At 45.8% G+C, this 25,662-nt stretch carries 23 protein-coding genes and 1 rRNA gene; all 24 read left to right on the top strand.

Translation table 11 applies throughout. The features are described from left to right. Nucleotides 1-196: 196 nt before the first annotated feature. Nucleotides 197-3,496 (top strand): collagen binding domain-containing protein, encoded by a 3,300-nt coding sequence (locus tag GC098_RS35815; RefSeq protein ID WP_171649116.1) that lies wholly within the window; start codon nt 197-199, stop codon nt 3,494-3,496. 157 nt (nt 3,497-3,653) lie between these two features. After that, nucleotides 3,654-4,373, top strand: coding sequence for a vWA domain-containing protein (locus GC098_RS35810; RefSeq protein ID WP_171649148.1), 720 nt, complete (start codon nt 3,654-3,656; stop codon nt 4,371-4,373). Next, a complete protein-coding gene (locus GC098_RS35805; protein ID WP_171649115.1) occupies nt 4,357-5,262 on the top strand; it encodes a protein kinase domain-containing protein in 906 nt (301 codons plus the stop codon). The genes GC098_RS35810 and GC098_RS35805 overlap by 17 nt, the downstream gene beginning before the upstream one ends. A 36-nt stretch (nt 5,263-5,298) precedes the next feature. Next, nucleotides 5,299-6,714, top strand: coding sequence for a tRNA lysidine(34) synthetase TilS (gene tilS / locus GC098_RS35800; protein WP_171649114.1), 1,416 nt, complete (start codon nt 5,299-5,301; stop codon nt 6,712-6,714). Between the two features lie 71 nt (nt 6,715-6,785). Continuing rightward, nucleotides 6,786-7,325 carry a hypoxanthine phosphoribosyltransferase gene (gene hpt, locus GC098_RS35795; RefSeq protein ID WP_171649113.1) on the top strand — a complete coding sequence of 180 codons (540 nt, stop codon included), beginning with the start codon at nt 6,786-6,788 and terminating at the stop codon, nt 7,323-7,325. Between the two features lie 97 nt (nt 7,326-7,422). Beyond that, nucleotides 7,423-9,375, top strand: coding sequence for an ATP-dependent zinc metalloprotease FtsH (gene ftsH / locus GC098_RS35790; RefSeq protein WP_047682974.1), 1,953 nt, complete (start codon nt 7,423-7,425; stop codon nt 9,373-9,375). 212 nt (nt 9,376-9,587) lie between these two features. Then, on the top strand, nt 9,588-10,526 hold the full coding sequence (nadA, locus tag GC098_RS35785; protein WP_047682971.1) for a quinolinate synthase NadA: 939 nt from the start codon (nt 9,588-9,590) through the stop codon (nt 10,524-10,526). Nucleotides 10,527-10,645: 119 nt separating this feature from the next. Continuing rightward, nucleotides 10,646-12,256 (top strand): L-aspartate oxidase, encoded by a 1,611-nt coding sequence (nadB, locus tag GC098_RS35780; protein WP_171649112.1) that lies wholly within the window; start codon nt 10,646-10,648, stop codon nt 12,254-12,256. Nucleotide 12,257: 1 nt separating this feature from the next. Then, entirely contained in the window at nt 12,258-13,127 is an 870-nt protein-coding gene (nadC, locus tag GC098_RS35775) for a carboxylating nicotinate-nucleotide diphosphorylase (RefSeq protein ID WP_171649111.1), read from the top strand. Beyond that, on the top strand, nt 13,124-13,888 hold the full coding sequence (locus GC098_RS35770) for a type III pantothenate kinase (protein ID WP_171649110.1): 765 nt from the start codon (nt 13,124-13,126) through the stop codon (nt 13,886-13,888). Before nadC ends, GC098_RS35770 begins: the two co-directional genes overlap by 4 nt. Nucleotides 13,889-13,911: 23 nt before the next feature. After that, a complete protein-coding gene (gene hslO / locus GC098_RS35765) occupies nt 13,912-14,778 on the top strand; it encodes an Hsp33 family molecular chaperone HslO (RefSeq protein ID WP_171649109.1) in 867 nt (288 codons plus the stop codon). A gap of 44 nt (nt 14,779-14,822) precedes the next feature. Further along, nucleotides 14,823-15,764 carry a peptidyl-prolyl cis-trans isomerase gene (locus tag GC098_RS35760; RefSeq protein WP_171649108.1) on the top strand — a complete coding sequence of 314 codons (942 nt, stop codon included), beginning with the start codon at nt 14,823-14,825 and terminating at the stop codon, nt 15,762-15,764. A gap of 112 nt (nt 15,765-15,876) precedes the next feature. Next, nucleotides 15,877-16,818, top strand: coding sequence for a cysteine synthase A (gene cysK / locus GC098_RS35755; protein ID WP_057303843.1), 942 nt, complete (start codon nt 15,877-15,879; stop codon nt 16,816-16,818). A 116-nt stretch (nt 16,819-16,934) separates the two neighbouring features. Continuing rightward, the gene (locus tag GC098_RS35750; protein WP_171649107.1) at nt 16,935-18,494 is read left to right on the top strand and encodes an anthranilate synthase component I family protein; all 1,560 of its coding nucleotides are present in this window, start codon (nt 16,935-16,937) and stop codon (nt 18,492-18,494) included. Between the two features lie 33 nt (nt 18,495-18,527). After that, complete coding sequence (gene pabA / locus GC098_RS35745) at nt 18,528-19,109, top strand: aminodeoxychorismate/anthranilate synthase component II (RefSeq protein WP_171649106.1); 582 nt, start codon at nt 18,528-18,530, stop codon at nt 19,107-19,109. 3 nt (nt 19,110-19,112) lie between these two features. Next, the gene (gene pabC / locus GC098_RS35740; protein WP_171649105.1) at nt 19,113-19,970 is read left to right on the top strand and encodes an aminodeoxychorismate lyase; all 858 of its coding nucleotides are present in this window, start codon (nt 19,113-19,115) and stop codon (nt 19,968-19,970) included. 29 nt (nt 19,971-19,999) lie between these two features. Continuing rightward, nucleotides 20,000-20,824: a dihydropteroate synthase gene (folP, locus tag GC098_RS35735; protein ID WP_171649104.1), complete on the top strand. Its 825-nt coding sequence runs from the start codon at nt 20,000-20,002 to the stop codon at nt 20,822-20,824. Between the two features lie 17 nt (nt 20,825-20,841). Further along, nucleotides 20,842-21,210, top strand: coding sequence for a dihydroneopterin aldolase (folB, locus tag GC098_RS35730; protein ID WP_171649103.1), 369 nt, complete (start codon nt 20,842-20,844; stop codon nt 21,208-21,210). Further along, on the top strand, nt 21,207-21,722 hold the full coding sequence (folK, locus tag GC098_RS35725) for a 2-amino-4-hydroxy-6-hydroxymethyldihydropteridine diphosphokinase (RefSeq protein ID WP_171649102.1): 516 nt from the start codon (nt 21,207-21,209) through the stop codon (nt 21,720-21,722). The genes folB and folK overlap by 4 nt, the downstream gene beginning before the upstream one ends. Then, nucleotides 21,704-21,916, top strand: a complete 213-nt coding sequence (locus GC098_RS35720) for a helix-turn-helix domain-containing protein (RefSeq protein ID WP_029197803.1) — start codon at nt 21,704-21,706, stop codon at nt 21,914-21,916. Before folK ends, GC098_RS35720 begins: the two co-directional genes overlap by 19 nt. Before the next feature lie 17 nt (nt 21,917-21,933). Next, nucleotides 21,934-22,950, top strand: a complete 1,017-nt coding sequence (gene dusB, locus GC098_RS35715; protein ID WP_171649101.1) for a tRNA dihydrouridine synthase DusB — start codon at nt 21,934-21,936, stop codon at nt 22,948-22,950. Between the two features lie 221 nt (nt 22,951-23,171). Further along, on the top strand, nt 23,172-23,648 hold the full coding sequence (greA, locus tag GC098_RS35710; protein ID WP_029197805.1) for a transcription elongation factor GreA: 477 nt from the start codon (nt 23,172-23,174) through the stop codon (nt 23,646-23,648). A gap of 87 nt (nt 23,649-23,735) precedes the next feature. Beyond that, nucleotides 23,736-25,232 (top strand): lysine--tRNA ligase, encoded by a 1,497-nt coding sequence (lysS, locus tag GC098_RS35705; RefSeq protein WP_171649100.1) that lies wholly within the window; start codon nt 23,736-23,738, stop codon nt 25,230-25,232. A gap of 343 nt (nt 25,233-25,575) precedes the next feature. Continuing rightward, nucleotides 25,576-25,662 (top strand): 16S ribosomal RNA (locus GC098_RS35700); the annotation flags it as partial.

Genomic DNA, 25,662 nt, shown 5'->3' with positions numbered 1-25,662 from the left:
GGATGAAACCTGATCTCATAACTGAGAACAGGTTTTTTTTTGCTTTGTCCAACCAAAAAAAATATTAAATTCCAAGATTTACAATACATCTTGTATCATATATCATAGGTAATGATACAATTTGTTTCAAAATCATAGGAGGTATACACATAAATAATATCTATAAAAATTGATTCATGAATGGAGGTATGAAATTATGTTGAAAAAAACGAGTGTGCTACTGATTACTTTATTAATTTTTATGCAGAGTATTTACGGGATTGGCTTTTTTACTGAGGCCAGTGCAAAAACGATTTCGAACACTATTCTTGACAGCGTGACGATGGCTGTATACGACAGTGCAGGACAAGTGGTGACTGGCAATGTTTACGAGCCAAACTCCACAATTCAGCTTGACTATACGTGGTCGCTGCCAAACGGTCATGGGTATAAAAGTGGTGATACGTATACATTCACACTGCCGCAGCAATTTTTGCTTTTCAACGATATCAGCAGTAATTTGGTAATGGGGCAGGATCAGTTAGGAACTTTCCATGTTGATCGAGCTAGTCATCAAGTGCTGATCACCTTTAACAACTACATAGAAAGCCATGATAATGTACATGGCACGCTTACTTTCAGAACAAAGTTAGATACAAGTCAACTTACGGAAAGCACAACGGTAACGATTAGCATACCGGTTAAATCTGGTGATCAGATTTTCACTCTTCATCTTAGACCATCGGTCACTTCTACAATCGAAAAAAGAGGCATATCATCTGGTTTTAATTCGAAAGATATTCATTGGACCATTGATGTGAATAAGACGCTGGATTCTGTTCAGGACGCCGTGGTGACGGACCCGATCCCTACAGGTCTATCAGTTCCTGTTACTGTAGCCGTCTATGATTTAGGGGTTCATTTAAATGGGACTGTCGTACAAGGAGCATTGGTGGATGTCAGTAAGTATACAGTAAGTATCACAGGATCAGATCTCACTGTTCGATTCACGGAGTCTCCTATTCATACGGCTTATCGCATTCAATATACGACGCCAATTACTGATTTTAATAAAAAGACCTTTGTGAATACGGCAACTTTTGGAGGAAGTAATAAAAACCCTGTTCAAGCCTCTGCGACAGTCCAAGTAACTCTTGGCAGCTCTTTGGATAAAATTGTGGAGAGCTATAATCCATTTACGCAAATTATTAGTTGGGGAATTAAATATAATTATAACGAAAGGACAATTGCCCAGTCAGCGGCATTCCTAAAAGACTTATTCAATGATACACAAGAGATAGTTGCAGGATCCCTACATGTCTATCCCGTAACGTTCAGTTCGAATGGTAATGAGATATTGGGAAGTGAATTGCCGAGTGGGGAGTACACCGTGACAAACGAAGAAGCCGCTGGCAAGAAAGGATTTAAAATCCAATTCAAGAATGACATTTCATCCGCATATAAAATTACTTATCAGACCAAGGCAAGCAATCCAGTCATGAATATTGCGATCATTACGAATACTGTTACGTCAGGCAGCGAAGCAAGTGATTCAGCAACACAGCCTATTGAACAGGGGGCTGTTCACAAGTATCCTGGAACCGTAGATTACAAGGCCAAAACTGTAGCTTGGCATATAGTTATTAACAGAGACAGTCAGTTGATGAACAATGTGGTTGTGACAGATACATTTCCGAAAAAAGGATTGCGTTTCATACCTGATTCGTTAGTCATAAAAAAAGGAAACGTGATCGTACCGTCGACGGATTATATCTTTGATAGTTCTGTCCCCGTTGAGGATGGGTTCAAAGTGAAATTCACGAATGCGATCTCAGAACCAATTTCGATTGATTACAAAACAGATTTTAATCTAGATTTGATCAGTCCTCCGGGAACTACTGATTTCATTAATTCAGCTAAGGTCGATTGGATCGACAGCTCTGAGAAAACAAAGACACAAACGGCATCAGCAACATTTATTCCAAGAAATGAAGTGAAGAACAATGGGATTAAATACGGTGCCTACGATGCTGCTTCAAAAAAACTAGAATGGACAGTAGGAGCTAACTATAACGGCAAAGCTATTGCAGATGCTATCGTACAGGATACGTTAGAGTCTAATCAAAAGTTTATTGATGATCCGCTTAAACCGCTTGATTTGCTTGCTGTATACCAAATGAACATTCAGGCAAATGGCGACCACTCACTGGGCGGGAAGATAGCCCCCTCAAAATATAAGTACGCAGTGGATAGCCAAAACAGGCTAGTTGTTCATTTTCTTCAACCCATTTCGGAACCATTTTACATCGTTTTTAAAACGAGTCTGCAAGGTCAAGTGATTAACAGTTCGGTTTCTAACACGGCTAGAGCATTTAATGGAACTGAGCCCGTTTCCGGCAATCTCAGCGCGACCCTGCCCATTCCTAAGGGCGGAGAATACGTGAGTAAAAGTGGGTCGCAAAGCGGAGATAAAATAAACTGGTCCGTCCAAATCAATTATGGTCAATCGACGTTAAATGATGCGAAAATCATAGATACACCGTCAATCAATCAACAATTATTGCCGAATTCATTCCATTTGTTTGCAACGATTGTGACTAGCAACGGGAATGTCACGAAAGGGACTGAATTAACGAAGGGAGTGGATTACAAGCTAGTTATTAATACGGACAATCAAGGTAAGCAAACATTTGAACTGAGTTTCGTCAAACAGATATCAACCGCGTACATTTTGGAATATCAATCTTTAATTATGGCCAACGATCACGAAACGATCACGAATAGAATCGGTCTTAGCGGCACTAACGAAACCACTATTACGAGAGAAACGACCAAGGAAATCGTGGTAGGTGTTTCTGACGGATCTGGCACAGGCAGCGGAGTTCGAGGGTCATTGACGGTTAAGAAAATTGATTCTGCAAACAACACGTTATTGCTCGACGGCGCAACCTTTGAACTGAAACGTAAATCGGGTGAGAAGATTAACAAGTTAACAACGGATGAAACAGGTACGGTTGTCTTTAATAATCTACTTGCAGGCGAGTATGTAGTGAGTGAAATAACAGCTCCTCCTGGATACGTATTAAATAAAGAGGATAATCCGATAACACTTCATCCGGGAGATGAACTTCATCTCAATGTGATCAACACGAAGACAACTAATACGGATTCACCGCCCCCAGAATCAACAAACCCACCGGGGGGGCCAACACCACCGCCAACGACACCAACACCACCGCCAAAACCAACACCAAGCCCGACACCAGGTGCAACGCCACCGCCATCTATAACACCAGCGCCAAGTGTAACGCCAACACCGCCAACGGTTCCTACTCCTTCGACGGATCCGGACATACCGATTGATACTGATAATGATGTGCCTCTGGGGGGAATACCCCCTATCACTAAACCAGAGACCCTCCCGAAGACAGGAGAATCTAGCCATCTGTACGTGGAAATCGCAGGTATCACCTTAATCCTACTAGGTCTTATCTTAAGAAGGAGATTCACTCGATAACTCTTCAATCTCGAGACAGTCTGCCATTACCATTGGGCAGGCTGTCTTTTAATTTCGCTTAATTAGCTCGTGATTAGACTCTCTCATAAATGGAAAAACTAGGAGTAGAACTACTAGAGAGCTAATCTTTTCTTGGGCCAGGGAGGCAAATATCATGATGAAGCAGATTCTTTTAATTACAGATGGGTGTTCCAATGTAGGAGTGAGTCCGGTAATAGCAGCAGCACAAGCGCATACTGAAGGCGTTACCGTGAATGTCATCGGGGTGATTGACCATGGGGAGCTAGGGGTGCTAGGTTCTGAGGAGATTCAAGAGATTGCTGCGGCGGGTGGTGGGATGAGCCGAATCGTGAATTCAGGACAACTTTCCCAGACGGTTCAGATGATGACGCGTAAAACGGTAACCACAACAATTCAGCATGCCGTAGGCAAAGAGTTGCAAAGTATTCTAGGCTTTAATCAATTGGAGCAGTTACCACCAGAGAAGCGCGCTGAAGTGGTTCAAGTGATCGATACCATGAGTGAAACCACCTCACTCCGCGTAGCTCTTTTAATAGATGCGAGTGCTAGTATGAAGCCTAAGCATGCAGCTGTGCGTGAAGCGATTCATGATCTTTTGCTTAGTCTTAGAGCCCGCAGCGGCAAGAGTGAGCTAGCAGTTTTCCATTTTCCGTCAACCAAAACGAGAGATCAGGAATTAGAAATGGATCTCAGCTGGACGAATCAACTTGCAAATTTAGACAAGATGTTCTATAAAATAAACATGAAGGGTACAACTCCGACAGGTCCGGCGTTACTGCAAACTTTGCAGTTCATAACGGAGAAGCCTATCTTACCAAAGACCGAGGATGGGATGCTGAGTGACTACGTGGTATGAAGACGCCTTCCGTCCAGGGTCAGAAATCCAAGGGAAATGGAACGGCAAGATGTATGTGGTCGAACGTTTATTAGGTGCTGGTTCCAACGGAGTAGTGGCGCTCGTACGAAGAGGGACAGCTAGATTTGCGCTTAAAGCAGGTCATGAGACGGTTGATCATCAATCGGAGATTAATTCCTTGCTTGCCATCTCACTGACAGAAACTTCGTTCAAGAACTTTTTAATAGATGCCGATGATATGACGATAAATGGGAAAGAAGTTTCTTTCTATGTCATGCGCTATATTGAGGGAATCACGATTTCTAATTTTATACATAAACGTGGTCAGGATTGGATCTATGTGATTGGTTCTAACCTGCTTCGAAAGTTAACGGAGGTTCATAAGAGCGGCTATGTTTTCGGTGATCTGAAGATCGAGAATATGATCGTTTCCAATTATGGCGATGTGGATCTCATTGATTTTGGGGGTGTGACTCCTAAAGGCAGAGCGATTAAACAGTTAACCGAAGTGTATGACCGCGGCTTTTGGAATATGGGGGAGCGGGTTGCGGAAGAGAGCTATGATCTATTTTCATTTGCTATTTTACTATTAAAATCGCTCGATCAACGCAAACGCTTCACTGGTTTATCCAAAATGCTGCCTCAAAACCGAGATTTAGATCAATTAACGGCCATCATGCGCGAAAATTCAGTTGCCGCCTATATCGCGCCATTTCTTAACAAAGCTTTAAATAATGAGTTTAATTCTTCGCAAGAAGCCTATCAGTACTGGAGAACGTTGGTTTCAGGTAAGAAGATTACGCAGTCAACGCTCCAAATGCCATGGCTGAAAATATGCTTCGCCGCTTCTATTTTTATTTTTGGGGCAACGCTCTATATGTATTGGTAGCATGACGGAAAGTGCAGGAATAGAAAGGAATACCCGATGGAAATCGATCTTGTTGCCAAGGTGGAACAGCGAATTATTGAAGAAAAACTCGTCGATCCAGGAGATGTAGTTGTCGTTGCGGTTTCAGGAGGACCTGATTCCGTGGGGCTGCTTCATGTCCTTTTTGCCCTTGCTGAGCGTTATAGCTGGCAGCTCGTTGTTGCGCATGTGAATCATCAATTCCGCGGCGCGGAATCGGATGCGGAAGCCTTTTTCGTAGAGAAGCTTTCAGACGACCTAGGGCTTCCATGTGAAATCGGCGTCATTGATGTGCCTGCCTATATAGAGGAAACGTCACTCAATGGGCAAGCCGCGGCACGTGAGAAGCGCTACGAATTTCTACATCAGATCGCAGCGAAATACAGCGCTAAGCGTATTGCTTTCGCTCATCATGCGGATGATCAAGCCGAAACCGTCATGATGCGGATTCTGAGAGGGACAGGCCCTTCAGGCCTGGTTGGCATGCCGGAACGCAGGCGCGAAAAAAAAGTGGAACTGATTCGTCCGTTTTTACGTATATACAAAGCAGATATTGTGAATTATTGCGCTCAGCATGAAATGGCGTATTGTAAGGACAGCAGCAATGAGCTGCGGAAGTATTTTCGAAATCAGATTCGGCTTGATGTGATGCCGATGCTGAAGCAGTATAATGAACAACTTCCAGAGTCACTGAATCGATTGACGGATTTGATGCGAGCTGAGGATGATTATTTGGCCAAAGAAGCCGAGCAGATTTTTCGCCGAATAACGACTTTCCAGCAAGCCTGCTGCCGTATAGTAAGACGTGATTTCACTGAGCTGCACGTTGCTTTACAAAGGCGTTTGATTAAATTAATATTAAACTGTCTTTGTTTGGAAAGAGATCGGTTGGATTTTACGCGAATTGAAAGTATGCGTGAGTTGATTTTACAGGATAAGGTTTCTAATCAAATCCTTCAGGTGGATGAACAGGTTTATATTGTGAGAGAATATGAATCTATTCAATTTCAGACCTTCGCTCCTTCTCCGAAGCCTTATGCTTATGAGGTTGGATTAGATACAAGCGAGCTGAGCCTGCCAGAAGTGGAAGCCAAACTGATCTGCTCATGGGTGCCGGCTAGTTCGAAGGAGACAGCTGTTTATTTCTCATCTGCAACGGACGTGTTTTTGGATCTGGATCAACTTAACTTGCCGCTTGTTGTAAGGAGTCGCAAGACAGGAGATCGGTTTGAGCCGCATGGTTTAAATGGATCCAAAAAAGTAAAGGATATGTTCATTGATGCCAAAATGCCGCTAAGCCGGCGTGATGTCATTCCACTGCTAGTCGATGCTTCCGGGCAAATCCTTTGGATTGCTGGCTTTCGTAGGTCCAAGCACGCTCTGGTTGGACCAGATACAGTACGTGTACTTCATATGAAGCTAGTGCTGAAGTAATATGCGTAAATTTCGTTCTTCTAGAATGTAAATTTATAAGGATTCATAATATAAAACTAGGGGGTTCATCCTTGTACAGCGACATTCAAGAAGTTCTTTACAGTGAAGAACAGATTCAAGGTAAGATCAAAGAATTAGGGGAGAAACTCTCCATCGATTACGAAGGTAAGAACCCATTGGTTATCTGTGTGCTTAAGGGAGCTTTCATTTTCATGGCTGATCTTGTAAAGCAAATCAGAGTACCATTGGAACTCGATTTCATGGCTGTATCCAGCTATGGTCAATCCACGAGGTCTTCTGGTGTTGTCAAGATTATTAAAGATCTTGATGTTCCCGTAGAAGGACGTCATATTCTTATCGTGGAGGACATTATCGATAGCGGTTTAACGCTGAGTTATCTGATAGATGTGCTAGAGCGACGCAATGCTAAGACGATTTCGGTCGTTGCGCTGTTTAATAAACCGGCACGCAGAACTGTGGAACTCGAACCTGAGTATGCAGGTTATGTGCTTCCAGATGAGTTCGTAGTCGGGTATGGTCTGGATTATGCAGAGAAATATCGCAACCTTCCATTTATAGGCATATTGAAACCAGAGATCTACAGTAGCTAATGTCATTTCCCGCAGACTCATCAGCGCTGTTATGTTGTAGTGCTTTACCGGGATGTGGTAAAATAATAAACGTGTGCCGTTTGAGAGGAGGCTCGGGATGAATCGAATTATCCGGAATACCGGCTTTTATTTACTTATATTTTTGGTTACTGTAGGGATCGTCCATTTCATTAGTACCCAAAACGAGCAAAAGGAGCTAATTACTTACGATAAATTCCGCCAAGCGGTGGTTAACAAAAATGTGGAATCCGTGACCTTAAAGTTTGATGGATACACATATTTGATTAAAGGTAAGTACATTAACCCACCAAGTGGTGCTGATAAGAAGAGCTTCGAAACCCATGCTCCGTTCGAGCCTATGGTCGTCCAGCTGATTGAAGCGAATGGCGTTCCATCAGAAACGTACGAGACTATGGAACGGGATAGCGTTTGGATTAGTTTCCTAACTTCCATCATCCCATTCGTCATTATCTTCATCTTGTTTTTCTTCCTGTTAAATCAGGCTCAAGGTGGCGGCGGCAAAGTGATGAACTTTGGCAAAAGCCGTGCCCGCTTATATAATGAGGAGAAAAAACGCGTCACATTTGAAGACGTGGCAGGTGCAGACGAAGAGAAGCAAGAATTGATCGAGGTTGTCGAATTCCTCAAAGATCCACGGAAATTCGCAGCTGTCGGTGCTAGAATTCCTAAAGGGGTTCTGCTCAATGGTCCTCCGGGAACTGGTAAAACCCTTCTTGCACGAGCTGTCGCTGGTGAAGCAGGCGTACCATTCTTCAGTATTTCAGGTTCTGACTTCGTTGAGATGTTCGTCGGTGTCGGTGCTTCCCGTGTTCGTGACTTGTTCGAGAACGCGAAGAAGAACTCACCTTGTATCATTTTTATCGATGAGATCGATGCTGTAGGTCGTCAACGTGGCGCTGGTTTAGGCGGCGGACATGACGAGCGTGAACAAACACTCAATCAATTGCTAGTAGAAATGGACGGATTTGGCGCGAACGAAGGTATCATTATCGTTGCAGCGACTAACCGCCCAGATATCCTTGACCCAGCCTTACTGCGTCCAGGTCGTTTCGACCGTCAAATCACGGTAGATCGTCCGGACATCAAAGGCCGCGAAGCTGTACTGAAAGTACATGCCCGCAATAAACCGCTTGCCAAAGACGTGAAGCTGGATGCCTTGTCTCGCTACACAACTGGATTCACAGGCGCAGATCTAGAGAATCTTTTGAACGAATCAGCTTTGATTGCTGCTCGTCGTAACCGTAAAGACATTTCGATGGCTGAGATCGAGGAAGCTTTTGACCGTATTATTGTTGGTACGCAGAAGAAAAGCCGGATTATCAGTGAGTCTGAGAAGCGCATTGTTGCTTATCATGAAGCCGGACACGCGATCATTGGTTATTATGCAGAGAATGCCGATATGGTGCACAAAGTTACGATCGTTCCGCGCGGACGCGCTGGCGGTTATGTCATGATGCTGCCCAAAGAAGGCGAAGATCGCATGATGCAGACGAAGAACGAATTGCTGGATAAAGTAACAGGACTCCTGGGCGGCCGTGTTTCCGAAGAACTATTTATCGGAGAAATTGGCACTGGAGCTTATAGTGACTTCCAGAAAGCAACCGGTATTGTTCGTCGCATGATTATGGAATATGGAATGAGCGATAAACTAGGACCAATGCAGTTCGGCAGTTCGCAAGGCCAAGTGTTCTTAGGCCGCGACATCGGACATGAGCAAAACTACAGTGATGCGATTGCTTATGAGATTGATCAAGAGATGCAAAGCTTTATTCGCACTTGTTATGATCGTGCTCGTGCGATGCTTACGGAGCATGCAGATCAGATTCATCTCGTAGCCAAAACGCTGCTTGAGAAAGAAACACTCGATAAAGACGAAATCATCGAGCTTCTAGAGAAAGGCAAATTGAATGCAAGCGCGGATGACGAAGAGGTCAAAGTGAACATTCAAGGGCAAAGCCAATCTAGCGAAAGCAATAAATTGGAGTTAAACAAAGATAAAGATTCCAATTCGGATCATTCCGAAGAGTAACAAGCAATAGCAACTCGTAAATCCGGTGTACACGTCAGGTGTACCCGGATTTTCTGGTTTTTTCGGCATATTTGCGCATTGACAGGGGATGTGAGAATGTGTAAATTAGTTGTAAATCTCTAATTTTATTACGATTAGATCATACTACTGTTAATCCTATTTTTAGATAGACAAGAAGTACATTATACGTCCCAGACAGGGGAGGAAGCACCATGGAAGCTCTAGCATTAGAACGCAAAGCCGAGCAGAACCGCGAACTCAAAGAACGGTTGCTGCAGCTAAAGAAAGAACGGAATGCTATTATTCTTGCTCATTATTATCAACGTGACGAAGTTCAAGAGGTTGCCGATTTCCGGGGGGATTCCTTTCTGCTCGCGCAGAAGGCAGCGCAAACCGATGCTGATGTGATAGTATTCTGTGGCGTTCATTTCATGGGGGAAAGTGCTAAGATTCTTGCTCCTAACAAAACAGTCATTATTCCTGACGAACGTGCAGGCTGCCCGATGGCGGATATGGTGAATGTAGAAGGTCTGCGTGCTTTGAAACGCCAGCATCCTAATGCCAAAGTTGTTGCTTACATTAATACATCTGCTGATGTGAAATCAGAAACAGATATTTGCTGTACTTCGGCAAATGCCATCAACGTCATCAATTCCGTCGATTCAGATGAGATCATCTGGGTACCGGATAAAAATTTGGGTGACTATGTATCAAAATTCACAAGCAAAAAAGTGATCATCTGGGAAGGCTATTGCAATACGCATGATATGCTGACCGTTAAAGATGTGGAAGAAATGAGAGCTCAATACCCGAATGCTCAGTTTGTTGTTCATCCAGAATGTCGTCCAGAAGTTGTCAAACTGGGGGATTTCGTCGGTAGTACGACAGCGATTATCAAATATTGCAAAGAGTCCGATTGCAAAGAGTTTATCGTTGGAACGGAAGATGGAACTGGATACCAGCTTCGTCTGGACAGTCCAGATAAACAGTTCCATTTTGCAACCAAATACTTGGTATGCCCGAATATGAAAGTAAACAATTTGAAGAAAATTGTGAAGTGTCTTGAAACGATGCAGCCAGAGATTTATGTGCCAGAAGATGTAGCTGATAAAGCAAGATTGTCCTTAGAGCGCATGTTACAAGTAAAGTAGCATGCGCTACTCTCTTGTTTAATAGGTAGGGTACCCTCGCAAAGCACTCCTATATTCGATTAATCCATCGGATACGTTTGCTTTGCGAGCTATTAATGGTGAAGAACAGGTGAAGCGGCATGATTCCTAGATACCTCGTAGATGTAGATTTAGATTCCATTCCTCATGTACATACAGATGTTATTGTGATTGGCGCGGGCATTGCAGGTTTATTTACTGCTCTTCGCGCTAGTGAAAATAAGAAAGTGCTGATGATTACGAAGAAATCGCTCCTCGACAGTAACACACGCTATGCGCAAGGCGGAATTGCTGCTGTTATATCGGACGAGGATTCACCGGAATATCATATGCAGGATACCCTGATAGCAGGTGCAGGTCTATGTTCGCCGGAGGCCGTTGACGTTCTCGTTCATGAAGGCCCCAACGGCGTTCAGGATCTCATTCGGATGGGTACCCAGTTCGACCTTGAGAACGGGGAGTTTGCTTTGACCAAAGAGGGAGCGCACAGCCAACGTCGTATTTTGCATGCGCATGGCGACGCCACAGGCGCTGAAATTGTACGAGCTCTTTCGGAACGGACGAAGCAGGGTCCGAACATTGAGATCTGGGACGATCACTTCGTGATCGACCTGATCACGCAAGATGGCGAGTGCTATGGCGCACTCGTACAGAAGCCTAGTGGCCAGCGGGTATTCGTCCGCGGCAATGCCACGATTCTTTGCTCCGGCGGGGCGGGACAGCTGTTCCGCTACACCACAAACCCTGACATCGCCACAGGCGATGGGATTGCGATTGCTCATCGCGCCGGCGCGCAGATTCAGGACGTGGAATTTATTCAATTCCACCCTACGGCGCTTTGCTACCCTGGGGCTCCGCGCTTCCTGATCTCGGAAGCGGTGCGCGGCGAGGGGGCTTATCTCCGCAATATCAAGGGGGAGCGCTTCATGGAGCATTACCATCCCCAGCTTGAGCTAGCGCCTAGGGATGTCGTAGCCCGTGCCATTGTCGACGAGATGGAGAATTGCAAATCGACCTTCGTCTATATCGACATTACGCACGAATCCGAAGAGTTAATTAAACATCGATTCCCGACGATATACGAATATTGCCTCAACTACGGTCTAGATATGAGCACTGACTGGATTCCGGTTGCTCCCGCAGCTCATTATATGATGGGCGGCGTCAAGACAGATCTACACGGTGAAACGATCGTCCGCCGTCTTTTCGCCTGTGGGGAAGTGTCTTCTACAGGTGTACATGGCGCTAATCGATTAGCCAGTAACTCCTTATCTGAAGCCATTGTGTTTGGTAGAAGAATCATCGAACGGATACAGGAGCTCGCTCCTTTGGAAGGTAACATTCAAATACGCGCTGAATCCAAAGCGCCAAGAACGGAAATCCCAAATCAAGCCGTTGTCGAGAAAAAGCTTAAGCTGCAAAAGGTTATGCTTCGTTACGCAGGACTGAAACGTTCAGCCAAAGGCTTGCAAAAAGGGTATGACGAATTGGCAAGACAACTCTCCATCTTCGGTTCTTTGATGACGAAACGCGAAGATTATGAGTTTGCGAATTTACTTAACTGTGCGCTTCTAACGACAACATCGGCTCTAGCGCGTGAAGAAAGTCGTGGCGGTCATTACCGGGAAGATTTCCCTGAACGGGATGATCAAGCATGGAAGAAGCATATTGTTTTTAAGCGCGGGGAAGATAGCATTGAGGAGTGGATTTAACATGCTCGATTTAAATATGGAACTTATTCGTAAACATATTCGGCTTTGGCTGGAAGAGGATATTGGAACCGGCGATGTCACGACTCTGACAACGATCCCTTTGGAACATGCGTCCAAAGGGATTATCCACGTCAAAGAAGACGGAATTGTCTGTGGACTCCGAATCGCCCAAGAAGTTTTTGCTGTGGTCGATGCTTCACTTCGTTTTGAAACTAAAGTAGTTGAAGGATCGTCTGTTTATAAAGGGACCATACTAGCTGAAGTGGAAGGCAATACGCGCAGTATTTTGCTGGGTGAAAGATTAAGCCTTAATTTGATGCAACGATTATCAGGAATTGCGACCAAGACGCGTGAGTTTGTCGATGCTTTAGAAGGCGTGCCGACTAGACTTGTCGATACACGGAAGACGACTCCGGGACACAGGCTGCTTGAGAAGTATGCTGTACGAGTGGGTGGCGGTCATAATCACCGATTCGGACTCTATGATGCTGTGATGATTAAAGATAATCATATTAAAGGCTCAGGAGGCATCACACAAGCTGTACAAGCGGCTCGGCAGCAGATCCCCCACACGATGAAGATCGAGGTGGAGGTCGAGAATTTTGACCAATTGCACGAAGCATTAGCGGCTGGTGCGGATATCATCATGCTCGATAATATGATTCCTGCGAAGATGAAAGAAGCAGTTTCCATAATTAAAAGTAAAGCGCCGCATATTGTAGTAGAGGGATCAGGTTCTGTGACACCTCAGACCATTAAAGCGATGGCAGAAACGGGCGTCGATGTGATCTCCGTTGGGCGCTTGACGTATTCGGTTGCAGCGCTGGATATCTCATTAGATCTGAATGAGCGGAAGGAGACGGCGCTATGATTCTCGTTATCGATGTTGGGAATACAAACATTGTGCTCGGTCTCTATCAAGAGCGAACGCTCCTTCATCACTGGCGGGTTAGTACGAACCGTTCAGCGACAGTCGATGAGTATGGGATGCAGCTGCATAACCTTTTTCAACATTCGGGCATCTCATTTGCGCATGTGGAAGGCGTCATTGTCTCTTCTGTTGTTCCTCCGCTTATGAATGTAATGGAAAACCTTTGCTTACACTATTTGAAAAGGACGCCATTCATCGTTGGTCCTGGTATTAAGACAGGGCTGAACGTGCGTGTAGACAATCCCAAAGAGGTCGGCGCTGATCGCATAGTAAATGCTGTCGCGGCTCTTGAACTGTACGGGGCACCTTGTATCATTGTTGATTTCGGGACGGCCACAACATACGACTACATCGATCCTTCCCAGCAGCTTGTTGGCTGCGCGATTGCACCGGGAATCGGTATCTCAACGGAAGCTTTATATCAAAAGGCGGCGAAGCTGCCGCGCATCGAGCTGGTCAAGCCGAAGAGCGTAGTTGGTCGTAATACCGTAGCGGCGATGCAGGCAGGGATTATTTTCGGCTATGTAGGCCAAGTTGATGGGATTGTCGAGCGTGTCATTCAAGAATTTAATGTCAATCCAACAGTTATTGCTACGGGTGGTCTTGCGGAGCTGATTTCCAGTGAATCTCGTACCATTCAGATCGTCAATCCGCTGCTGACCCTGCAAGGTCTGCAAATGATTTATGAGAAAAATGCATAAGCTGTTTAAGGAAAGGATTTAACATGAGCGATTATTTAATTCGAGGAACGGCGCTGGGCGGAAAAGTTCGCGCTTTTGCCGTGGAAACGACTGTCCTCACAGAAGAACTTAGCCAAAGACACCAAACAACACCAACGGCCACGGCCGCATTAGGAAGAACGGCAGCTGCGGGACTTCTCATTGCAGCCATGCTCAAGGGTGAAGAGCATCTCATTGTTCAAGTTAAAGGCGATGGACCCATCGGTCAAATTGTAGTCGATGCGAATGCGAAGGGTGAGGTACGCGGTTATGTCGATAATCCGTTAGTCGATCCTCCCCTTAAAGAGAATGGCAAGCTAGATGTTGCTGCTGCGGTGGGAACTGATGGATTTTTGTACATAACGAAGGATTTAGGTATGAAAGAGCCTTATAAAGGCAGCGTTCCGATCGTTTCAGGAGAGTTAGCTGAAGATTTCACCTATTATTTTGCCAAGTCTGAACAAACGCCTTCGGCTGTAGCGTTAGGGGTATTGGTTAATACGGATCACTCCATTCTTGCCTCGGGCGGTTTCGTTATTCAATTGCTCCCAGGATTAACAAATGATGAAATTGGGGACATTGAAGAGATGCTTTCTCGCATTCCATCCTTCACAAGTATGCTAGGTGGGGGGTTGAATCTAGAAGAAATCCTTCGAACGGTACTACCATCTTTCCAGAAGCTTGATCAGATGGATGTCATGTTCCGTTGTAAATGCAGTCGTGAAAGAGTTGAAACAACGCTTATTTCCTTAGGGAAGATTGAGCTGCAAGAAATTCTTGAAGATGAAGGGTTTGCTGAAGTCGTCTGTCATTTCTGCAATGAAGCTTATCGGTTTAACGAAGATGATTTGAAACGGATGATTGAACTATAGAGCAAGCAGCATTATAGATGTAAAGAGGGAGTCAGGATGCAAACGTGAAGCGATTGTGGGGAGTCATTATCGTAATGGCTGTAGGTAATCTCGTGCTCGCATCCATGCTGGTCACCCATACCATGAACCAATCAGAACCAAGTCAACCACCAGAACCTGAGAAGCAGGGTGAGCAGAAGAATGATCGGGTAGTCGCCAAAGTTGGAAATCGTGATTTGACCATTCTGGAGCTTCAAACAGCTCTTGAACGTCATTATGGGGCAGAACTGCTGGGTCAAATGTTGGATCGTGAAGTGATACGTCTTGAAGGAAACGAGACAGGGACCTCGATTGGAAGCGCGGAGATTAACCGTGAGTTGAAACGGATGCGTCAAGGTTATGAGAGTGAGCAACAATTTTATGCATCCATGCAAAATCAGTTAGGTTTGTCAGAGCAAGAAATCAAGGAAGATGTAACCAATAAGCTCTTACTCGAGAAGCTCGCAACCAAACATATTCAAATAACGGATGCTCAGGTAGAAGACTATATGAAGACGCATGCCGATGAGTTCAAGCAAGATATCGAATATAATATTCTTCAGATTATCGTGTCGACCAAGGATCAAGCGAATAAAGTCATTGCGGAGTTGGCAAAAGGAGAGAGTTTTGCGACCCTTGCCAGAGATCGTTCCCTGGATGATGCAACCAATAACACCGGCGGTGATTTGGGTTGGATTGAAGGAGACGATCCCTTTGTTGCTGCTCCCGTTCTTGAAGCGGCGAAACTGCTGAAGGTTGGAGAAGTGAGTAAGCCTGTCCCTCTGCCACAAGGATTCGCGATTGTGAAGCTGAAAAATCGGCGAGAGAAAGTAAATCCAGATCTTGCTTTCGTTCGAGAAAATGTACGGAGAGAGCTAGCGCTTCGGGAAGCACCGCCTCTCAAGGATTATGTGCAGCAGCTTCGAGGAAAATGGAAGGTTAACATCCTTGACCCTCAATTGCGTTGACATTCTGTGAAAATTTGGTTGACAACCAGTAAGTGCATTGATAAGATGAATGTATTAATACCGACTAATTAACTCGGAAATCATCGATTATTTAACCTGGAGGGGAAATAGCATGGCAAGATTAGTGCAAAGCATTACGGATTTGATTGGCGATACACCGCTTGTTCGTTTAAACCGCGTTGTTCCAGAAGGAAGCGCAGAGATTTATGTGAAACTCGAGTACCAAAATCCAGGTGCCAGCGTAAAAGACCGTATTGCCATCTCCATGATCGAAGTAGCTGAGCAAGAAGGTATATTGAAGCCGGGCGATACGATTGTTGAGCCAACTAGCGGTAACACAGGAATCGGAATAGCTTTAGTCGCAGCTGCAAAAGGATACAAGGCAATTCTGGTTATGCCAGAAACGATGTCTTTGGAAAGACGTAACCTGCTTCGCGCTTACGGGGCTCAGTTGGTTCTGACGCCAGGAGCAGAAGGAATGAAGGGCGCGATCAAACGTGCTGAGGAGCTTCAAGCAGAGAATCCTTCCTACTTCATCCCGCAACAATTCAAAAACCTAGCAAACGTGAAAGTTCACCGTGAAACAACAGGTCCGGAAATCGTTGAAGCGATTAATGCTCACGACGGCAAATTGGACGCTTTCATTGCGGGTATCGGTACGGGCGGAACAATTACAGGCGCAGGTGGCGTACTGAAAGAAAACTTCCCGAACATCAAGATTTATGCCATTGAACCTGCTGCATCCCCGGTACTTTCCGGCGGCAAGCCAGGTCCTCATAAAATTCAAGGTATCGGCGCAGGCTTTGTTCCAGACATTCTGAACACAAGCATCTACGACGAAATTATTGCTGTAGAAAACGAAGATGCTTTCGAAACTTCACGTCGTGTAGCCAAAGAAGAAGGTATCCTTGGTGGTATCTCCTCTGGTGCAGCGATTTTTGCAGCGCTTAAAGTTGCTAAAGAACTTGGTGCAGGCAAACGTGTTGTTGCTGTTATTCCAAGTAACGGTGAGCGTTACCTTTCTACGCCACTTTATCAATTCGAAGAGCAATAAGATTACTTGCTACGAACGAGCCTCCAGCTGCTGCAGCTGGGGGCTTTTTTTCTGTCTAAGGTTGGAGTATACTAATGGACAACTAATCATCGGATATCACAGGAAGGAGGGCAAGTATGATCCTAACTACAGTAGAGCATTGGCGTAACTGGTCCTCCACATACACGATGCTGCCTTATGTCATTAAACTCGGACTTGCCGACGACCGGATCGCTTCTTGGCAAGAAGCGTGGAAAGAAGCCGCGCCTGATTCCTTTGTCCTGGAAAGCGGCAAAGGGGGGCGTTACACGTGCTTCGGTTTACAGCCGGTTTCTACCGTTCATGGATACGGCTTGGATGCGGAATTGACCATGATCAACCAAGTTGATAAGGGGAAGCCTCAAGTTTCACGCTTGCAAGGCAAACCGCTCGATATTGTGAAGCAATGGATGTCAGCTTATCACAGCCCCAAAGTCGAAGGAGCACCCAAGTTTCTTGGCGGATGTGTAGGTTATTGGAGCTATGACGTGATCCGCACCATTGAGAAACTCCAAGAGCAAGCGGCAAATGACTTGCCGATTCCGGATTATAGCTTCGCTATGTATGATCAAGTCTGGACCTTGGATCATATCGATAAGAGCCTGTACATTGCGGTGCATATGCCGCTTGAGAAGAGCCGAGCAGCCGATGACACTTATCTCCGGCAGCTTTTCGCACAGGCGCACGCTGAGGCCGAGGCGATGCTTGCTCGCTGGCATGCGATCCGCTCCAGCAGCTGGTCAGGCTCGCACCTGAGCGGTACAGACCAACCGACGATCGCGCGCGAGCAGCTGCATATCGACGTCGAGAGCATCGCAGGCATCCAGCCTGCCTTCGGCAAAGCCGATTACATCGCGGCGGTGCAGCGCATCCAAGGCTACATCTCCCAAGGTGACGTGTTCCAAGTCAACTTGTCCGTTAGACAGAGCCGGCAGCTGCGCACGACGCCGGAGGAGATCTACGAGGCGCTGCGCATCGTCAATCCCTCGCCTTACATGGGCTTGCTGCGCTTCGCAGGCTTCGCCCTCGTCTCCGGCTCGCCGGAGCTGCTTGTGCAGCTCGAGGACGGCGTCCTGCGGACGCGTCCTATCGCTGGCACGCGCCCGCGCGGCAAGGACGAGCAGGATGACTTGCGCCTAGCCGGCGAGCTCATCAACAACGACAAAGAGCGCGCCGAGCACGTCATGCTGGTCGATCTCGAGCGCAACGATCTCGGCCGCATCTCGAAGTACGGCTCCGTCCAAGTGAAAGACTTCATGGTCATCGAATACTACTCCCATGTGATGCATATCGTCTCGGAAGTCGTTGGCGAGCTCGCAGAGGGGAAGGACGCCTATGATGTCATTGCTGCGACCTTCCCAGGAGGCACGATTACAGGTGCTCCAAAGATTCGCACCATGGAAATTATTGAAGAATTAGAGCCAGTTCGCCGCGGACCTTATACAGGATCCATGGGGTGGATTGACTATAATGGAAATATGGAATTTAATATAATTATACGCACGCTGGTAGCTGTTCAAGGGATGGGCCACATTCAAGCAGGGGCAGGCATCGTCATTGATTCCATTCCTGAACGTGAGTACATTGAATCCTTGAACAAAGCCAAAGCGATGTGGAAAGCGATAGAATATAGCGAGCGGAGCATGAGCCGAGCTTAAGCCCTAGCAGGGCTGACGAAAGGGGAGCTTAGAATGATTTTAGTGATTGATAATTATGATTCGTTTACGTACAACCTCGTCCAATATTTGGGGGAGATCGGTGAAGAAGTCGTCGTTCGTCGTAATGACGAAATTGATCTAGCTGGCGTTGAGGCTTTGGCGCCCGATCATATTCTAATATCTCCGGGTCCTTGCACGCCGAATGAAGCCGGAATTAGCTTATCACTTATCGACCATTTCAAGGGTAAAATCCCCATCTTCGGCGTCTGTCTAGGTCATCAATCGATTGGTCAAGCTTTTGGCGGCGACGTCATTCGCGCAGAGCGCTTAATGCATGGTAAAACTTCGGAGATTTTCCATGATGGTAAAACCTTGTTCGAGGGGCTTCCATCCCCTTTCATAGCGACTCGATATCATTCCTTAATCGTCAAAACCGAGACGCTGCCTGATTGCTTGGAAGTTAGTGCGCGTACAGCTGAGGGTGAAATTATGGCATTGCGCCATAAGGAATATCCGATTGAAGGCGTGCAGTTCCACCCAGAATCGATCATTACACAGCACGGTCATCAGATCCTGCGGAATTTTCTTAGCCGCACAGCCAAAGCGGGAGTTTAATTTATGATTCTTAGCGTCAATGGGATTCTAACAAATGATAAGGAAGCTGTGGTCTCGGTTTACGATCACGGCTTTCTTTACGGCCTCGGCCTTTTTGAGACATTTCGCACCTATAAGAAAGAACCGTTCCTGCTGCCCGAGCATCTTCGGCGTCTAACAGAGGGCTGCCGTGAGCTTGGGATTGGCTATGAGCCGGACCTTGCACACATTCAGCGTCTGATTGATGAACTGCTTAAAGCCAATAACCTAGAGGATGCGTATATCCGCTACTCCGTTTCGGCCGGAGTTGATATCCTTGGGCTGCCATCAGGCGTCTATCAAAACCCAACAGAGATCATTTACATCAAGCCGCTTCCACCAAGGGACGAGCAGATCTATACACAGGGCAAAGCGCTGCAGCTGCTGAAGCTGCCTCGTAATACGCCGGAAGGTCTATACCGCTTCAAGTCCTTTCACTATATGAATAATATCCTTGCTAAAAGAGAGCTGCAGCAGTATGACTGGGCAGCTTGCGCAGAAGGCCTGATGCTGACCGAAGAAGGTTACGTAGCTGAGGGCATCGTGAGCAACATCTTTTTCATAAAGGATAGAGCCTGCTATACGCCTTCGCTGGATACAGGCATCTTACCTGGCATCACAAGAGCCTATGTGTTACAGCTGGCACAGCAGCAGCAGATTCCAACACAGGGCGGCCTATACAGATGGGAAGATCTTCTGGAAGCCGATGAGGTGTTTATCGTTAATTCCATACAAGAGATCGTACCCATCACGACATTGTTCACACCCAGTGGACAATCACAAGCCGTTGGAAAGGGTGTCGTAGGTCCGATAACCCGCCAACTATGCGAGCTTTATAACTAACATTTGAAAACAACAGGAAGTGAACGGTAATGAAAGTGTTATCCTGTAGAGGACATGAGCTGCCCATTGGTGATCGGACGATCATTATGGGCATATTAAACGTAACCCCGGACTCCTTTTCTGACGGTGGGAATTACATTGGGGCCGAGGATGCGGTGCGCAGAGCTCGCCAAATGGTAGCCGAAGGCGCTGACATCATTGATATCGGGGGAGAATCGACCCGACCGGGTTTTGCCAAGGTCACACAAGAAGAAGAACTGCAGCGGGTTATTCCGGTCATTGAGGCAATAAGTAAGGAAGTAAACATTCCTATTTCTATAGATACTTACAAAGCGGAGGTCGCGAAGCAAGCATTAGAAGCGGGAGCGCATATCATCAACGATGTATGGGGCGGCCAAGCCGACGTTGGAATGGCAGAAGTCGCGGCCAGCTACGATTGTCCGTTTATTATCACGCATAATCGTGTGAACCCGACTTATTCCGATTTTCTCCGTGACGTCACAACCGACTTACAGCTCTATGCGAATCAAGCCAGAGAAGTTGGCGTTCGGGAAGAGCGTATTATTTTAGACCCAGGCATCGGATTTGCTAAGACCTACGAGCAGAACTTGTTCCTCATGAACCATCTGCGTACGATCGTCGATCTCGGATATCCGGTCCTTTTAGGCACATCCCGCAAAAGCGTCATTGGCTTAACGCTCGATCTGCCTCCTGAGGAACGTTTGGAAGGAACAGCATCGACCGTGGTGCTTGGAATTGCCCAAGGCTGTGGGATGATCAGAGTACACGATATTCAAGCGATGAAACGTTTATCGGTTATGACAGATGCCATCATTCGTTCGCAGTTAACCTAAACTTGGAGGCTCTTACATTGGACAAAATAACACTCTCCCGCATGCAGTTCTTTGGTAATCATGGTGTTTTTCCGGAAGAGAATAAGCTCGGTCAACGCTTTTATGTAGATGTGGAGCTTATGCTTCCGCTGGACAAACCCGGCAAGTCGGATCATCTGGATGATACGGTTAATTACGGGGAAGTATTTTTCAAAGTCAAAGAGGTTGTGGAAGGTCGCACTTATAAATTAATTGAAGCTTTAGCAGAAAATATTGCATCCGAGCTGCTGCATACTTATACTAGTATCAATGAAGTGACGGTTCGCGTCATTAAGCCGCATCCGCCCTTTGCCGTATTTTTTGACGGGGTAACTGTAGAGATTAACCGAAAGCGGGCAAATGAATGACAGCCGAAGAACGAGAACAAGGCACGAAAGCTTATGTCGCATTGGGATCCAATATAGATGATCGTGAACACTATCTGCAGGATGCAATTACAGCGCTGAATCAGGAATCGGGCATAACGGTGACTGGATTGTCCAGCATCTACGAAACCGAGCCGGTTGGCTATGTAGATCAATCTGCTTTTCTTAATATGGTTATTCAAATCATCACCGTTTTACCTGCAGAAGAGTTGTTGTTCACTATGCTAGCCATCGAGAAAAGACTGGGTCGAACGCGCGACTTGCGCTGGGGCCCGAGAACGATCGATTTGGATTTACTCCTTTACGGCGACCATCAGCTTACAACCCCCGACTTGATCATTCCGCATCCGCGGATGCATGAGCGGGCTTTTGTATTAGTTCCTCTCACTGAGGTTCTCTACAAGCGACAAGATGCTGCATTTGAATTCATCTCCGCGCATTTGGAGAAACTGGAAGGAAAGGAAGGCGTCATCCTATGGAAAAAAGCTCAGTAGCTCAGCGTATACGCGCTTTTCGTAAGTTAAAAGGGTACACTCAGAACGAATTAGCTGATTTACTCGGTGTGTCGATTGCCATCTTAGGTGCTATTGAAAGAGGTACGCGTAAACCGGATACCAAAATAATAAATAAAATCTCGCAAGTTCTGAATATTGAACCGGATGAGTTAGTCGCGGCGGTTGCGAGATGAGAGGAGTGGAATCTTCGGTGCTGAAAATAGGAAATGTCGAAGCTCCCAATAAAGTCGTGCTTGCCCCAATGGCGGGTGTATGTAATCCTGCGTTCCGACTCATTGCCAAAGAATTTGGTACAGGTTTAGTCTGTGCAGAAATGGTTAGTGATAAAGCCATTGTTCACGGGAATTCCCGTTCGATGGAAATGCTTTATGTTGATGATCGAGAAAAACCGCTAAGTCTGCAAATCTTTGGTGGCGATACTGAGACGCTTGTGCAAGCAGCTAGAATCGTTGACCAACAGACGAATGCAGACATTATTGATATAAATATGGGCTGTCCTGTGCCGAAAATCACAAAGTGTGACGCGGGTGCAAGATGGTTGCTCCAACCAGAGAAAATCGAAGAAATGATCGCAACCGTTGTTGCGGCAGTAAGCAAACCAGTAACTGTGAAGATGCGTATCGGTTGGGATTCCGAGCACATTTATGCCATAGAAAATGCTAAAGCTGTCGAAAGAGGCGGAGGAAGCGCAGTAAGCGTCCACGGCCGTACGCGTGAGCAGCTGTATACAGGTAAAGCGGATTGGGATATCATTCGCGATGTTAAGCAAGCTCTGTCGATTCCCGTTATCGGGAACGGTGATGTTGTGACACCTGAGGATGCAAAACGCATGTTAGACCATACAGGTGTAGACGGCGTGATGATTGGGCGCGGCGCGTTAGGCAACCCTTGGATGCTTTACCGTACCGTACAATACCTTGCTAATGGTGAATTGCCGCCTGAGCCGACACCGGAAGAGAAGATCCGTATCGCGATCTTACACATGGACCGTCTTGTTGCTCTTAAGGGTGAGCATGTTGCTGTGAAAGAGATGCGCAAACATATGGCGTGGTACCTCAAGGGTATGACAGGGGCGGCTCGTGTGAAGGATGCGCTTATGGAGATGTTGAAGCGTGATGAAATGGTGCGAGCTTTGAATGATTATGTCGAGCATCTATATGCGCATTCCCCATTATCTACAAATGAAGAATCAGCCGTACTTCAGTAAAAAATGCAGCTATGGTTGAGATTGACATTTTGAAACCGTTGCAATATAATCAGTCAATATTAATGTGTTCCTGCATATATTGAAAGACAAACGAGCAACTAACTTATTTAAGAAACGTGAATTCATACTACTTGAATCAGCTCTTTTAAGACCCAACTCCTAGCAGGAAGCATCGATTCAACGATATGAAAATCTTTCACATGACGGGAGATCAGTTGGAAATGGCTGAAAAAGAGGTCATTCTTACACCAGAAGGTTTAAGAAAGCTCGAAGATGAGCTTGAGCATCTGAAATCAGTGAAGCGCCGGGAAGTGGCTGAGAGAATCAAGGTTGCCATCGGATATGGCGATATCAGTGAGAACTCAGAGTACGAAGACGCGAAGAACGAACAAGCTTTTATTGAAGGCAGAATCATTACTTTAGAAAAATTGCTGCGCAATGCGCGTATTATTAATAACGATGATGTCGATACCAACACCGTGAGTGTTGGTTCAATCGTAACGCTGAAGGATTTGGAATTCGGTGATTTGGTTGAGTATAACATCGTAGGTACGGCGGAATCCGATCCGTTGATGAATAAGATTTCCAATGAAAGCCCTGTAGGTAGAGCTATTTTAGGTAAACAAAGGGGCGCGAACGTTGACGTTACCGTTCCAGCTGGCGTCATTCAGTATCAAATTATTGATATTAAAAAGTAGCGTGCAGCCGCATTCCTTTGGAAAGCTTCCTTTCGGAAGCTTTTTTCCGGTTTTAGCACCCTTTACTAATAAGTAGGAGATGAAAGCATGAGCCAGGAATTGGAATTGAACGAATTGCTCGTCATTCGCCGTAATAAATTGGACGAGCTTCGCGGTCTAGGAGTCGATCCGTTTGGTAGCAAATACGTAAGGACGCATTCAACCAAAGAAATCCTTACAGCCTACCAAGATAAAACCAAAGAAGAGTTGGATGCTGAACACCATGAGGTCAGTATTGCCGGACGTATAATGCAAAAAAGAGGCATGGGTAAAGCCAGCTTCGCACATCTTCAAGACATCACAGGTAAAATTCAAATCTATGTGCGTGAAGATGCACTAGACGCAAACAAATACCAAGCCTTTGATCTTCTGGATCTAGGCGATATGGTTGGGGTTCAGGGTGTTGTTTTCAAAACAAAAACCGGTGAAACTTCTATTAAAGTGAAATCGCTTGAGGTTTTGACCAAATCCTTGCTTCCACTGCCGGATAAATTCCATGGTCTTAGTGATGTGGAACTGCGTTATCGTCAACGTTATGTTGATTTGATTATGAATCAAGATGTGCAGCAGACATTTATTCTTCGTTCCCGTATTATTCAGTCCATGCGTCGGTACTTGGATTCTCTGGGCTATTTAGAAGTGGAGACACCTACATTACACTCCGTAGCGGGTGGAGCGTCTGCGCGTCCTTTTAACACACATCATAATGCTTTAGATATGCAGCTGCATATGCGTATTGCAATTGAGCTTCATTTGAAGCGTTTGATTGTTGGTGGATTAGAGAAAGTATACGAAATTGGGCGTGTATACCGTAACGAAGGTATCTCTACGCGTCACAACCCGGAATTTACGATGATTGAGCTTTATGAGGCTTATGCTGACTATAAAGACATCATGAAGCTTACGGAGGAGCTTATTGCACATATAGCGCAAGAGGTTCTTGGTAATACAACGGTTCCATATGGCGATCACGAGGTCAATCTAGCTGTTGGCTGGAGACGTGTATCCATGGTGGATGCTATTAAAGAAGTTAAGGGAGTAGACTTTAGCGTTCACATGTCGAACGAGGAAGCTCATCGCTTGGCCAAAGAGCATCATGTACAAGTTGAACCTCATATGACATTCGGTCATATTGTGAATCAATTCTTCGAAACATTTGTTGAAGAGACCTTAATACAACCGACCTTTATTTACGGACATCCTTTAGAAATTTCACCGCTTGCCAAAAAGAACCCCGAGGACCCGCGCTTCACGGATCGCTTCGAACTCTTTATCGTAGCGCGTGAGCATGCCAATGCATTTACGGAGCTTAACGATCCTATCGATCAAAGAGAGCGTTTTGAAGCTCAGCTTCGTGAGAAAGAGCAGGGCAATGACGAGGCGCATGAGATGGATGAAGACTTCATTCGTGCACTTGAGTATGGTATGCCTCCAACGGGTGGTTTAGGAATAGGAATTGACCGATTGGTTATGCTATTGACGAATGCACCGTCTATTCGTGATGTACTGCTGTTTCCGCTTATGCGTGAACGTCAAGGTGAATAATGGCTTGCGTTTCGAGGCACCGATCGGTGTCTCGAAATTTTTTAAAATAGTACTTGCAATGTCCATGGCGTCTGTGGTATCTTATAAAAGTTGCCGCTGAGACAACAAAGAACTTAACAAAAACAACTTACAAAAATAAGTTGCAAAGTAATTCTCGGTATGGTATATTGGTCTTCCGGCTTTCGAAAGAGGGCAGGTTGAACAAGAGAAATTGATCTTTGAAAACTGAACAACGAGTGAGTAAGCACGAACGAGAAATCGTTCAAAAAGAGATTGCAAAATCTCGCTAGCAACGCAAATGAGCACTTCAGCTTTCAGATATACGGACGAGCAATCGTTTACTATTATGGAGAGTTTGATCCTGGCTCAGGACGAACGCTGGCGGCGTGCCTAATACATGCAAGTCGAGCGGATTTATCCTTCGGGATAA

The sequence above is a fragment of the Paenibacillus phytorum genome, from assembly GCF_013141715.1.
Taxonomy (GTDB): Bacteria; Bacillota; Bacilli; order Paenibacillales; family NBRC-103111; genus Paenibacillus_E; species Paenibacillus_E phytorum.
The sequence above is the reverse complement of the archived record's forward strand: the minus strand, read 5'-3'. Positions and strand labels throughout refer to the sequence as shown.